Consider the following 13,424-nt stretch of genomic DNA (forward strand, 5'->3'; position numbering starts at 1 on the left):
GAAACTTTTTATACCCATTTTAATTGATTTTCTTGATTAATTTCTCGTTATCATAAAATTCATACCCGTGTTTTGGATAAAAATGATAGGACTCAGTCCATTGTTCTTTGGGACGCCCTAAATGAATTCTCACATGGGTTTTACCAATTTTCGTTAAGAAATCTTCTGCAAATACCAGCAGTTGACTGCCAATACCTTGATGTTTTAGACTTGGCTTGATAAAGAGACGATGCAAATTGACCTCTTCAGTATTTGGAATGGAAGAATAAGCGATTGATCCAATAACTCTATCTTGGTCGCTGAGAGCTAACCAGAAATGATCTCCTTTTTCGAGATAGTTTTTCTGGATAGCCAGTAAATCAGGGTTGATACTAGGCACTTTTCCCAAAGCATTTTTGGCTTCAAGTACCATAAAAATTAAGTCATCCCTATAGTTTTCTTGATACTCAATTATTTTCATATCAGTTTTCCACCTTAAGAATAAGTCTTTCGGATTATAGTATAGCATAAAAAAGAAATTTTTCGGGGACACCCCATCTTCAAACAACCCAAAAAGCCTTTAAACAAAGGCTTTTTACTGTATAGTATGATGCCCCCTACAGGGCTCGAACCTGTGACCCATAGATTAAGAGTCTACTGCTCTACCAACTGAGCTAAGGAGGCAAGAATGCTGTATTGGCACCGGTGATCCACGTTTTGTATTGAACCCGCACAACATAAGCAGGTGGGTAACATACCCTTTCTTGAAGTTGCTTCCGCGTGAAACGGCTTGCATACTAGAAAGAGACTTTGTTTCCCGAAAATACAAAAAAATAGTCGGTCAACACTTAGATGTGGACTCGTATGCCACAGCAATAATTCTGTATATTTATGATACCATTTTTTCAGATTTTTTCAAGTCCTAAAATAAAAAAATGTAACCGTTTGCTCGTGTTTTGCGGTTATGACTTGTTAGAAAACCTATCAATGCGCGCTTTGTTGGCTCCTAGGGCACGTTCGTATTTTCCTGTTTCATTTGGGGCAAAGTAATTTTTACCGGTAAGTTTATCAGGTAGGTATTGTTGCTTAACCCACTTTTCTGGATAGGTATGGGGATAAAGGTAGTTTTGGGCATTGCCTAATTCTTTACTGCCAGTATAATGCCCATCTCTCAAGTGTTTTGGGATTGGTAAATGACCTGATGTTCTCAAATCGTTTAAAGCAGCATCCATAGCCAGATAGGCAGAATTGGATTTTGGAGAAAGGGCTAGATCAATAACCACATTCGCAATTAGAATGCGTGCTTCTGGAAAGCCAAGCTTTTGTGCTGCATCAAGAGCAGTGACTGTGTGCATTTGTGCTTCGGGATTAGCAAGACCGATATCCTCGTAGGCAATAACAATTAAGCGTCTTGCAAGACTTGGTAAATCACCAGCTTCTACTAACCTTGCGGCGTAGTGAAGACTAGCATTGACATCGGAACCACGGATTGATTTTTGGAGAGCAGATAAAACATCATAGTGTCCATCGCCATTCTTATCCATGGTAATGTAGCTGCGCTGCAGGGAATTTTCAACGGTATCTAAAGTAATATGACGATTGTTATTCTCATTAGGGGGAGTTGACATGACGGCTAGGTCTAGAGAATTATAGGCGCAGCGGAGATCACCATTGGTGGCTGTAGCAATAAAATCAAGAGCATCCTTATCAAGGCTTACCTCAAAAGTAAAGCCTCTTTCTTTGTCGGTAATGGCGGTTTGGATGGCTTGTTTAATAGCTTCGTTTGATAACGGTTCTAATTCAAAAATTTGGACACGGCTACGAATAGCGGGGGTCACAGAGAAGAAGGGATTTTCAGTTGTTGCACCAATCATGATAATATTGCCATTTTCTAGTAAGGGTAATAGAAAATCTTGTTTGGTTTTATCAAGTCGGTGGATTTCATCGAGTAGCAGGACCAGCCCTCCAGAGAATTTGGCTTCTTCAGCGATTTCTTGGAGACGTTTTTTGCTATCAGTGGTAGCGTTGAAAGTTCTGAATGCAAAATTGGTGGTACCTGCGATCGCACTAGCAATCGAAGTCTTTCCGATGCCGGGAGGACCGTAAAGAATCATAGAAGATAGCATGTTGGCTTCTACCATGCGTCGAATGATTTTTCCTTCACCAACGAGATGGCTTTGACCAATCACTTGGTTAATGGTTTTAGGGCGCATTCTCAGTGCTAAATTATCAGGCATGTGATTTCTCCGTTATTTGCGTTTGAAAAATGAGGGGCTAATAGCAGCGACAAAATTAGTGATTATGGTCATACCTTCTGGGGTTCCAATGCTTTCTGGGTGGAATTGAATCCCAAAGAGTGGCAAGGATTTATGTTCAAATGCCATGATTTCTTGATCATTGCAATCTCTAGCAGTAACGATAAAGTCTTTTGGCAACTTATCTACAACAATAGAGTGGTAGCGCATGACGGTTAGTTGATTAGGTAGGGTGCGAAAAAGCTTTGTTGAGCATTGGATTTCAATGAGACTTTGTCGCCCATGCATGACGTGTTTGGCGAGCCGTAACCTTCCTCCCAAGGTTTCAGCTATGGCTTGGTGACCTAAGCATACTCCTAACATTGGTTTTATTTGATAAAAGTCCTTAATGAGTTGAGGTGTCTGATTGGATTCTTTTGGGAAACCCGGACCCGGTGAAAAAACAAGGGCATCAGCTTTTTGAGCGATTTCATACAGGTGCGGATCTTGGTTAGACAAGACAATGGTTTGGTCAAATTCACTTAAATATTGGGCGAGATTATAGGTAAATGAATCGTAATTATCAATTAAGAGTATCATAGGTTCCTTAAATAATGAATCATAGAGATGGGTTTAGTCATCGGCGGCTTGATGCAAGTAGTTTAACTTATCCTTGTTAACGTTTAGACGGTAGAGTCCTTGAACAGCATTCCCTCCGAAAACAGTTTCTGCGTTTTCTAAATCAGCTAGCGTCAGCCATTTTTCTTGAACTTGACTAGTATCTAAAAGGTGTTGACGGTAAATTCCAGGTAAAATACCAGCTTCGATTGGTGGGGTATAAAGCCTTTTTCCCAGTTGAACAAAGAGATTTCCGATAGACGTTTCTAGAAGTTGTCCTTTGGGGTTGTAGTAAATTTGTTCGTAAGGTTTGGTATTGATGTGTGGGCGGTAGCTGGTTTTAAAATAGGTAAAGGGAGAGTCTTCTTGTTTGGTTTTTTGTAGAGTAAGCAGAGCATTGAGAAATGTTGGTCTTAGGGATTCCAATATTTGGTCGGATAAGCTCATCTGACCATTTTTTCCAAGAGTGATGTGTAAACGATAGGAGCGGTCATCTTTGGTTGCTAAATAAGCGGCTAAACTTTGCCTTAAACGGATTTCATCATAAGGATAAGCAAAATAAGCGGCGGCTTCTTTAAGTCGATTAAGATGGTAATCAAGTAAAGTTACTTGTTGTTGTGTTACCTTGGCGGTTGTTTTCAGCACAAAGTCTTGCTTTTGACGGTAGAGAAAGGCAGTTTTTTGGTGTACTTCCTCGTATTCGTCTTTCCATTTGCTTTGCCAAGTAATCCCCCCTCCGACCCCGTAAGTTGCTTGATTTTGGCTTAGTTGGAGTGTTCTGATAGGGACATTAAAGAGTCGGCGACCATCAGGTAAGCTAATACCAACGGTGCCACAATAAACTCCTCTGGGTTTGTGTTCCAAAGCATTGATAATAGCCATAGTAGAGATTTTGGGTGCTCCTGTGATTGATCCGCAAGGGAAAAGGGCTTTTAAAATATCAAAAAGATGACAATCTGATTTGAGTTTTCCAACAATCGTTGAAGTCATTTGCCAAACGGTTGAATATTGTTCTACTTCGCAGAGTTTATCGACAGTAATCGTACCTGTTTCACAGATTTTCCCCATATCATTGCGAAGTAAGTCGACAATCATCATGTTCTCAGAACGGTTTTTGGGATCGCTTGCAAGCCAATCGTGTTCTTGCTTGTCAAGTCGTGTGTTGAGCCCACGCTTAGTCGTTCCTTTCATAGGACGAGTGGTTAGGCGTAGCCCTTCTTGCTTGAAGAAGAGTTCGGGACTGGCGGAAATCAAGGTGAAATCATCATGAGCGATATAGGCATTATAGCCAGCCGCTTGTTCAATGACCAATTTATTGTAAATAGCTAAGCTGTCAACAGCGTTCAGCTCCTGGGTTAATTGAATGGTGTAATTAACTTGGTAGGTATTGCCCTGACGCATTTGATGATGGATCTGTTCGATGACTTTTTGGTATTCTGTTTTGGAAATACTAGTGGTCCACTGTTTAGGAATGTCAAGGTTATCATAGTCCGTAGGAAAAGCCTCTATCTGGCATGTGCTGTGCACCGTAAAATAGGCAAAATACTCTCTGCCTAGACCCCTATCATGTGTTTTTAATGCCTTATCAAAAAAAGAAGCCGCTTCATAACTTAGATAGCCAACAACGTAATAGCCCAGTTCTTGATAGTGCTCGACTTGTTCAATGACGGTGCCGACTTGATTGTGTTCTTTGGCAATTAATTCTACGAGCGGGTGATCAAAAAGGTAGCGCTGTCCCAACTCTTTGAAGTCAATAATTGTTTTTCTGTGCATATCTTAATTATATCACAAAAGCCTTTGCAAGATTGGGGACAGGGTATCATTTCTCTTTGTGAAATTGTTTAAAAAGGGGTTAAATTTTCTAAAGCCATGAGGTCTAAGGAACGAACTAATTGTTTGCAGTGTTAGAGGACAATACTGTCATAAAGCTGTTAACGGAGCGAAGAAGTCCGCTTTGTTTGCTTTGGATGTGTTGACCGTTATAACAATCAGGTTTGATATGTGAATGGTTAAGGGAGAGTATTGATCTGCTGATGTGATTGTGCCATTTTGCATCTAAAAATAAAGAAACCGGTTTAGCCTTTTAAAAAGGACTCTTGATTGATTACATTTATTAGTGTTGCAAAAGGCAATGGTAAAGCGCTTACCAACAATAGAGTTACCATTTGTTTATTGATTAATGATAGTGAAAAGATGATTGATTTATGCTATAATTGATGTGTTTAAAGTCCGCTTTAACCAACTTTTTTCTTATTAAATCTAAAAAATTCAAAGTGTAACATGGTGGCATTGTAATGTTTTGAAAACAAATGGATTTGGGATAAGGAATATTATGTTAAAAAAGGGTATAAGCGCATATCTGAAGATTAGAAATAAGAATCAACGAGCAATGAAGCATTTTCAAAAATAGATAGTAAAAATGAAACGATGATTTATGGGCTAATGATTCAAAAGGTGAGGTAAAACCACAAGCTCTCCACAATAGGGCTTGTCATTTATAGATGACGTGTAATGCTCAAACCACGCTAAAAGTGAGCTAGAGGGAAACGTTATGAAAAAGACTGTTTTTTCTAAATTTGCACTACTTGTGATGATTACTTCGTTGGTTTCTCTAACTTCAATTAGACCAATAAAGGATACAGGTAGTTCTAATGTTTATGCCGCCGAATACAAAGAAACCAAGAATGGAACGCTTCCGTTTGTAAAGAAAAAGGTCTTGGTTTTAGGGGACTTAGATGAGAAAGGCAGGGCGACATTTGCTCATATTCAATTAAAGAATTCAGATGAACCGACTAAAAAGCGTAAATCTCGATTGAAAACGAATCCTGTTGGTTGGCATAATTTTAAATTTTATTTTGGAGATGGTCGCAAAAAAGCTTGGTTGATGAATAGAGGCCACCTCATTGGTTATCAATTTAGTGGTTTAAATGATAATAAAAAGAATCTAATACCAATAACGAATTGGTTAAATACGGGGCATTATCGGAGCATGAATTCCTCTAATCAAGATAGTATGCTTTATTATGAAAAGCGTCTGGATTCTTGGTTGGCTACTCATAAACATTATTATTTGGATTACAAGGTAACCCCAATATATCAAGGCGATGAACTAATTCCAAGACAGGTCGCATTGCAATATGTTGGTATTGATGAAAAAGGGAATCTCCTTGCGATTAATATTGGTGGTAAAGCGACACAAGATGCTAATGGCATAAGCAAAGTCGTTTTGGATAATATCTCGCCTAATGCAAAAATAGACTATTTAACAGGTAAAGCACAAAATATTGTAGCTTCAGCTAAGGAACAAAAAGCAACAGCGCTAAAACGAGCTAAAGAGAAGCGCCGAGCAGAAAAAGCTAAGCGAGCTAAAGAGAAGCGTCAAGCAGAAAAAGCTAAGCGAGCTAAAGAGAAGCGTCAAGCAGAAGAAGCAAAACGAATTGAAGCAGAACGCCAGGCAGCAGAAAGAGCAGAGCAAGAACGCCAAGCAGCTGAAGCTGCTCAAGTGGCTGAACAACAGCGTCAAGCAGAACTTGCCCAAGTACAAGCCCAGTCTGGCTATACTAGAGATGCGAGAGGGAGATGGCATAGACCAAACGGTCAGTATGCTTCAAAAGCAGAAATAGCTGCGGCAGGACTTCCATGGTAAAAGTTGGCTCACCTTTTTCTTGTACCTTAAACCGACTAATAGAGAAAAAGTAAAATCATGCAAGAGACTATTTGATATGAGGAACTCTGAAAAGAAACCTTAAATTTACCAGTGGGTGATGACAATATTTAGAAAGAAAAAGGACATGAAACATGACGAAATATGGTTTTTTATCAGTATTAGAAGAAGAAATGGACAAGTATTTTCACTACGATTATGCGATGGATTGGGACAAGAAAAACCATGCGGTTGAAGTGACTTTTGTTTTGGAAGCCCAAAATAAGAATGCCATTGAAACCATTGATGATACAGGAGAAGTAACCCATGAGGATATTGTCTTTGAGGACTATGTAATCTTTTACAACCCTGCCAAGTCACAGTTTAAGGCTGAGGATTATTTGGTGACGCTTCCTTTTGATGCTAAGAAGGGTTTTTCTCGTGAATTTTTGACTTACTTTGCACAATTTCTCAATGATGTTGCTATTGAAGGCCACCGCGATTTAATGGATTTTTTAGCAGATGACAACAAGGTTGATTTCAGTTTGGAATGGAACGCACAAGCTTTTGAAGAAGGTCAAAAGGGTCTGAAAGAGGGAGTAAGTTACCCTTACCCGAGGTATTAGAATGCAACATGTGATGATGCTGACACCAGGGCCTTTTGCGATGATTGCCACAGGCATAAAGACGATTGAGTTGCGTCTTAACGATGAAAAGCGCCAGAAGGTTCAGATTGGCGATACAATTACTTTTATTAGGACAGATGATAGCAGTCAGGTGTTGCGGACGACAGTTGTTAAGCTTCATTATTTTGATGATTTTGACCAACTTTATCAGTCCTTACCTTTAGAAAAATGTGGTTACCGGGAAGAAGAATTGGAGACGGCTCATCCAGAAGACATGGAGCGCTACTATTGTCGGGAGCAGCAGGTCCAATACGGGGTGGTCGGCATTGAGTTATCAGTACTGTAGGGAAGCAGGTAAATAATGGAAACATCGACGTAGGAATGCCCTTTTCAGGCGTAAAAATTGCTTTAATTCACGATCATCATGTTTTGACAATTCTACGAGATAACCTCCCATCCCTTATCCTAATAAATGGGATTTACCAGGAGGGAGGTCGTGAAGGTTTGGAAATGCCATTTGGTTATGCGCAACGTGAAGTTAGGGAGGAGTTGGGAATCGGGATTTCCAAAGATATGGTGGTTTTGGAAAAAGTTTATCAAGGAATAACCAGTCCTATTAGTGATTCTATTTTATGGTAGCGAAGATTAGTAGGATCCTTATTGAAACAATTAATTTTGGTGATGAGTGGCAGACTTACAAGTTGCTACTGATTGATGGCTTTTTAATAGATGACAAGGTTATCCCTCAGTTACAAGAAAGACTGAAAGATTATCTTGCTCAAGAGAAACTGGTGGAAAGTGACAAGCCATCTAGAAATCATCTTTAGGAGAAAGACGGGAACTGAGATTTTAATAGACATTTGTCAAAAGACCAAAGATTTTTTACAGGCAGCATAGTGCTATTAGTGAAGCAAAGGAAATCTCTAAAATGGAAAGGAATAAGTATGCAAACATGGCAAGAAGTGACAGTTCAGGTACATCGTGATGCGCAAGAGGCTGTCTCAAATCTTTTGATCGAAACAGGCAGTCAAGGGGTAGCTATCAATGATAGTGCAGACTACATTGGGCAAAAGGATCGCTTTGGAGAATTGTACCCAGAGGTAGAGCAGTCGGATATGGTGGCGATTACAGCCTATTATCCAAGTAATACCAATATAACGGATATAACCCTGACCATCAATGACCAATTGGCAGAACTGGCTAACTTTGGCTTACAGATGGGACAAGTTACCGTTGTCAGTCAAGAATTGGCTGAGGAAGACTGGGCGGATAACTGGAAAAAATACTATGAGCCCGCCTGTATTACCCATGATTTAACCATTGTCCCTAGTTGGACAGATTATGAAGCTTCTGCGGGTGAAAAAGTGATTCAGCTAGATCCGGGAATGGCTTTTGGTACAGGAACTCATCCCACAACTAAGATGAGCCTTTTCGCTTTAGAGCAAGTGTTGCGTGGCGGAGAAACTGTTATTGATGTAGGCACTGGTTCGGGTGTTCTCTCCATTGCCAGTTCCTTGCTTGGTGCCAAGACTGTTTATGCTTATGATTTAGATGATGTGGCGGTACGTGTTGCCCAAGAAAATATTGATTTAAACCAAGGGGCAGACAATATTCATGTCGTTACGGGGGATCTTCTAAAGGGTATCGAACAAGAAGCCGACGTGATTGTAGCTAATATCCTGGCAGATATTTTGGTACTGCTAACAGACGATGCCTACCGCTTGATCAAAGATGAGGGCTACCTTATCTTATCAGGTATCATTTCTGAAAAATTGGATATGGTTTTAGAAGCTGCTTTTAGTGCAGGCTTTTTCCTTGAAACCCACATGATACAAGGTGAGTGGAATGCCCTTATTTTCAAAAAAACAGATGATATGTCAGGAGTGGTTGGTGGCTAATGCAACAGTATTTTATCAAAGGCAAAGCAGAAAAACGGCTTCGGGTTACCGATAAAGATACCATCAAGCACATGTTTCAGGTCATGCGTTTGACTGACGAAGCAGAATTAATTTTGATTTTTGATGACGGGATTAAGTATTTGGCTAAAGTGTCAGATAGTGTCACCCATGAGTTAGAGATTTTGAAAGCCTTGACCGACAATGTGGAATTGCCGGTTGATGTGACGATCGCTTCAGGCTTTCCTAAAGGAGACAAATTAGAATTTATTGCCCAGAAAGTGACCGAATTAGGTGCCAAAGCACTATGGGGTTACCCTGCAGACTGGTCGGTGGTCAAATGGGATGGTAAAAAATTAGCAAAAAAAGAAGATAAATTGGGTAAAATTGTGTTGGGCGCTGCCGAGCAGAGTAAGCGAAATAAGGTACCAGATGTCAAACTTTTCGGACAAAAGGCAGATTTCCTAGAGGCGCTAGTTTCCTTTGATTCTATTTTCGTTGCTTATGAAGAAACGGCTAAGGCAGGTGAATTAGCTACTTTGGCGCATGAACTTGGACAGGTTAAATCAGGTGCCAAGATACTTTTTATTTTTGGTCCAGAAGGAGGGATTTCCCCAAGTGAAATAAAGTCTTTTGAAACAGCTGGCGCAATTAAAGTTGGCTTGGGTCCTCGTATTCTGCGAACTGAAACGGCGCCACTGTATGTGTTAAGCGCTATTAGCTATGCTTTGGAATTGAATCAATAATCATTGATCATGATGTAGACTTGAAAGGATTTGTTCTTTCATAATAAAAAAGGTGTTTTCGACAAAGTCTTTTGAAACAGCCCCTGCTTTCATCTAGTTGTAGATGTCATGGAAAAAGTTGACAGGTTATGAAAAAATGACTATGCTGATAAAAAGATTGTTAGGGAGGAAGCTTTTTGGTTACCATTAAAGATGTTGCAAAATTAGCAGGGGTATCCCCTTCAACTGCCTCACGGGCTATCAACAACAATAATGTGATTAGTCAGGCAACAAAAGACCGTGTCAGAAAAGCCATGGAAGAATTAGATTATTCTCCCAATTATTCCGCACAAAATTTGGTCAAGCGTCAGTCGAATGCTGTTGGGATTGTTTTGCCTGTTCGAGTAAATCAAGATGCTTTAGGGAACACCCCCTTTTTTATGCAAATGATTCAGGGCATCGCGGGGGTTTGTACCGATAATGGTTATATGCTTAGCCTTGCGACCGGTCGCGATGATGACGAATTGCTTAAGAATGTGCAGAATATGATTCGTAGTGGTCATATTGATAAGCTGATTTTTCTGTATTCCAAAATCGATGACAAGGTTTTTGATTTTGTCAAAAAGCAGACCGTTGACTGTGTGGTGGTTGGGCAATCTTATGTAACGGACAACGGCAATGCCAAATTTGTGGATAATGATAACCGCCAAGCTGGCTATGATGCGACAGCTTTTCTTCTTGATCGAGGTGTTAACCAAATTACCTATGCCTATACTGACATGGACGAATTGGTTCAGGCGGAACGCTATATTGGTTATGCGGAAAAAATGGCATCGCAAGGCTTGGTAGCCCAAACCCTCAATCTTTCGTCAGAAACAAGAGAAGATTTTAAACAGAGTGTCAAGGCATATCTAATTCAGCAGCCGCAGACAGCTTTTGTGATGTGTGACGATATGCTGGCAATCCATTTGCAGCGTGTTTTAAAACAAGATCTAGGTAACCGCCAACTTGCAATGATTAGTTTTAATAATTCTGTTTTAGCGGAATTAGCAAGTCCTTCCTTAACATCAGTTGAAATTTTTCCCTATCAATTAGGTGAAAAAGCAGCTGAACTGGTTCTAGCAATTAGCGAGGAAAGGTCAGAAATTCTCTTGATTCCTCATCAAATTATTGAAAGAGAGTCTACCAAAATCATAAATGAACCATAACCTTCTGGATTCTAAAATAAGAATGCGGAAGGTTTTTTGTTTCCCCCTCTCCTGCCAAAAGCATTTTCCCTAAATCAAGGTCACGATATTTTTTAGAAAACGCTTTACAAAATCAAGGAAGGCGAGTATAATGAGGTTATCAAACGACGCAAACGTTTGCATAAATGGTTTGCGACCATTATCCGATTAGAACAGGTTACCTTTTGCAAAAAGTGTCTTATTCTAATTTAGGAGTTTAAAAAAGGAGAGGTAGAATGAAGACATCATTCAAACAAATGTTTCGTTTTGAGTTTTGGCAAAAATTCGGTAAGTGCCTTATGGTGGTTATTGCGGTTATGCCAGCAGCCGGTTTAATGGTTAGTATTGGAAACTCTATTCCAATGGTCAACCAAAATTCTCAAACCTTAGCGACGATCGGCAATGTCGTTGCACAAATTGGCTGGGGAGTGATTGGAAACCTACACTTACTCTTTGCCCTTGCTATTGGTGGCAGTTGGGCAAAAGAAAGAGCTGGTGGTGCCTTTGCTTCAGGGCTTGCTTTTATTTTGATTAATCGCATTACAGGTGCTATCTATGGCATTAACAGCACTATGCTAGCAGATCCAGAAGCAAAAATTAAGAGCTTTTTAGGAACTGAAATGGTGGTTAAAAACTATTTTACCAGTGTTTTGGAGTCTCCTGCCCTTAACACAGGTGTTTTTGTTGGAATTATCGCTGGTTTTGTAGGGGCAACAGCTTATAACAAATACTATAACTATCGCCGTTTACCCGATGTCCTGGCATTTTTTAACGGGAAACGTTTTGTCCCATTTGTTGTTATTTTGCGTTCTGCCATTGTTGCTTTATTATTGGCAATCATTTGGCCAGTGATCCAATCTGGTATTAATGGCTTTGGAATGTGGATTGCCTCATCGCAAGATTCAGCGCCAATCTTAGCGCCATTCCTATATGGAACTTTGGAACGGCTTTTATTGCCATTTGGTCTACATCATATGTTGACGATTCCGATGAATTACACTGCTCTTGGAGGAACCTACGATGTTATGACAGGTGCAGCAGCTAACACACAAGTATTTGGGCAAGACCCGCTGTGGCTTGCTTGGGTCACTGACCTTGTTAACCTAAAAGGCTCAAATGTTTCTGCTTATCATCATTTGATGGATACCGTAACACCAGCTCGTTTCAAAGTTGGTCAAATGATTGGCGCAACAGGATCATTGATGGGAGTGGCATTGGCCATGTACCGTAATGTGGATGCTGATAAGAAACATAAATACAAAATGATGTTTATCTCCGCAGCGGCAGCCGTATTCTTGACCGGGGTAACAGAACCCCTTGAATACATGTTTATGTTTGCTGCAATGCCACTTTACTTTGTTTATGCCCTTGTTCAAGGAGCATCATTTGCTATGGCTGACCTTGTAAACCTACGTCTGCATTCTTTTGGAAACATCGAATTATTGACTCGTACACCAATGGCACTTAAAGCAGGTCTAGGGATGGACTTGATTAATTTCATTTGGGTATCGCTCCTTTTTGCGGTTATTATGTATTTCATTGCAGATACAATGATTAAGAAAATGAACCTAGCAACAGCAGGTCGCTTAGGTAACTATGATGCGGATTTGTTGGAAGATAACCAAGCAGCTACTAAGACATCTGTTCAAGTAGCAGATAGCAAGTCACAAGTTGTTCAAATCATCAATCTTCTTGGTGGGCGTGACAATATTATAGATGTTGACGCTTGCATGACCCGCTTACGTGTGACGGTTAAGGACTCTGCTAAGGTGAGTGCACAAGAACATTGGAAGAAAGCTGGTGCCATGGGCTTAATTCTTAAAGGCAGTGGTGTTCAAGCAGTTTACGGTCCTAAAGCTGACATTCTAAAGTCAGATATTCAAGACTTACTTGAGTCAGATGCTCTTATTCCAGAAGTTAATGTGGAAAATATGACTGGCAAACCTACTCCAGCAAAAGACTTTAGACAAGTGACGGAAGAGATTTTATCAGTGGCAGATGGAACAGTTCTCCCTATCACAAGTGTTAAGGATCAAGTCTTTGCAGCGAAAATGATGGGAGATGGTTTTGCGGTTGAACCAACTAATGGGAATGTTTATGCTCCAGTTTCAGGTCTTGTGACCAGCATTTTCCCAACCAAACATGCCTTTGGTTTATTAACAGATAACGGATTAGAAGTGCTTGTACATATTGGTCTTGATACGGTCGCTTTGAATGGTGTGCCATTCTCAGTGAAAGTGGTAGAAGGGCAACGTGTTCATGCAGGTGATCTTTTGGTCGTGGCTGATTTAGCTGCTATCAAATCAGCGGAGCGTGAAACAACTATTATTGTCGCCCTTACCAATACAGTAGAAATTCAAGATGTTACCTTGACAGCCCTAGGAGTTCAACCGGCTAAGAGTTTGGTGGCAACAGTAGAGCTGTAACAGAATAGAAAAGAGAGTGATAGATCTGAGCAAGATATAGCTTGGTCTCTAT

At 40.2% G+C, this 13,424-nt stretch carries 11 protein-coding genes, 1 tRNA gene, 1 other RNA gene and 1 pseudogene; 8 read left to right on the forward strand and 6 right to left on the reverse strand.

Features of this window, described 5'->3' with window-relative positions; all coding sequences use genetic code 11:
* Nucleotides 1–19: 19 nt before the first annotated feature.
* The 6 genes from H346_RS0100420 to pabB all read right to left on the reverse strand — a co-directional run bounded on the left by H346_RS0100420 (nt 20) and on the right by pabB (nt 4,604).
* A complete protein-coding gene (locus H346_RS0100420) occupies nt 20–460 on the reverse strand; it encodes a GNAT family N-acetyltransferase (protein ID WP_027969321.1) in 441 nt (146 codons plus the stop codon).
* A 130-nt stretch (nt 461–590) separates the two neighbouring features.
* Nucleotides 591–663, reverse strand: a tRNA-Lys gene (locus tag H346_RS0100425).
* A non-coding RNA gene (gene ssrS / locus H346_RS10115) (6S RNA) lies at nt 664–858 on the reverse strand.
* 83 nt (nt 859–941) lie between these two features.
* Nucleotides 942–2,216, reverse strand: a complete 1,275-nt coding sequence (locus tag H346_RS0100430) for a replication-associated recombination protein A (RefSeq protein ID WP_027969322.1) — start codon at nt 2,214–2,216, stop codon at nt 942–944.
* Nucleotides 2,217–2,228: 12 nt separating this feature from the next.
* Nucleotides 2,229–2,813 carry an aminodeoxychorismate/anthranilate synthase component II gene (locus tag H346_RS0100435; protein ID WP_027969323.1) on the reverse strand — a complete coding sequence of 195 codons (585 nt, stop codon included), beginning with the start codon at nt 2,811–2,813 and terminating at the stop codon, nt 2,229–2,231.
* A 33-nt stretch (nt 2,814–2,846) separates the two neighbouring features.
* The gene (pabB, locus tag H346_RS0100440) at nt 2,847–4,604 is read right to left on the reverse strand and encodes an aminodeoxychorismate synthase component I (protein WP_027969324.1); all 1,758 of its coding nucleotides are present in this window, start codon (nt 4,602–4,604) and stop codon (nt 2,847–2,849) included.
* Between the two features lie 778 nt (nt 4,605–5,382).
* Here pabB and H346_RS0100450 point away from each other — a divergent pair.
* The 8 genes and pseudogenes from H346_RS0100450 (at nt 5,383) to H346_RS0100485 (ending at nt 13,372) form a co-directional block, all read left to right on the forward strand.
* Nucleotides 5,383–6,477 (forward strand): DNA/RNA non-specific endonuclease, encoded by a 1,095-nt coding sequence (locus tag H346_RS0100450; protein ID WP_027969325.1) that lies wholly within the window; start codon nt 5,383–5,385, stop codon nt 6,475–6,477.
* A 152-nt stretch (nt 6,478–6,629) separates the two neighbouring features.
* Complete coding sequence (locus H346_RS0100455; RefSeq protein WP_027969326.1) at nt 6,630–7,100, forward strand: DUF3013 family protein; 471 nt, start codon at nt 6,630–6,632, stop codon at nt 7,098–7,100.
* Nucleotide 7,101: 1 nt separating this feature from the next.
* Entirely contained in the window at nt 7,102–7,446 is a 345-nt protein-coding gene (locus H346_RS0100460; RefSeq protein WP_027969327.1) for an ASCH domain-containing protein, read from the forward strand.
* A gap of 35 nt (nt 7,447–7,481) precedes the next feature.
* Nucleotides 7,482–7,927 (forward strand): annotated as a pseudogene (locus H346_RS09505) (NUDIX domain-containing protein).
* Between the two features lie 117 nt (nt 7,928–8,044).
* The gene (gene prmA, locus H346_RS0100470; protein WP_027969328.1) at nt 8,045–8,998 is read left to right on the forward strand and encodes a 50S ribosomal protein L11 methyltransferase; all 954 of its coding nucleotides are present in this window, start codon (nt 8,045–8,047) and stop codon (nt 8,996–8,998) included.
* The gene (locus H346_RS0100475) at nt 8,998–9,741 is read left to right on the forward strand and encodes a 16S rRNA (uracil(1498)-N(3))-methyltransferase (RefSeq protein ID WP_027969329.1); all 744 of its coding nucleotides are present in this window, start codon (nt 8,998–9,000) and stop codon (nt 9,739–9,741) included. Before prmA ends, H346_RS0100475 begins: the two co-directional genes overlap by 1 nt.
* Before the next feature lie 176 nt (nt 9,742–9,917).
* Entirely contained in the window at nt 9,918–10,928 is a 1,011-nt protein-coding gene (locus tag H346_RS0100480) for a LacI family DNA-binding transcriptional regulator (RefSeq protein ID WP_027969330.1), read from the forward strand.
* A gap of 254 nt (nt 10,929–11,182) precedes the next feature.
* Nucleotides 11,183–13,372 carry a PTS transporter subunit IIBC gene (locus H346_RS0100485; protein WP_027969331.1) on the forward strand — a complete coding sequence of 730 codons (2,190 nt, stop codon included), beginning with the start codon at nt 11,183–11,185 and terminating at the stop codon, nt 13,370–13,372.
* Nucleotides 13,373–13,424: the final 52 nt, after the last annotated feature.

This window comes from Streptococcus castoreus DSM 17536, assembly GCF_000425025.1.
GTDB lineage: Bacteria > Bacillota > Bacilli > Lactobacillales > Streptococcaceae > Streptococcus > Streptococcus castoreus.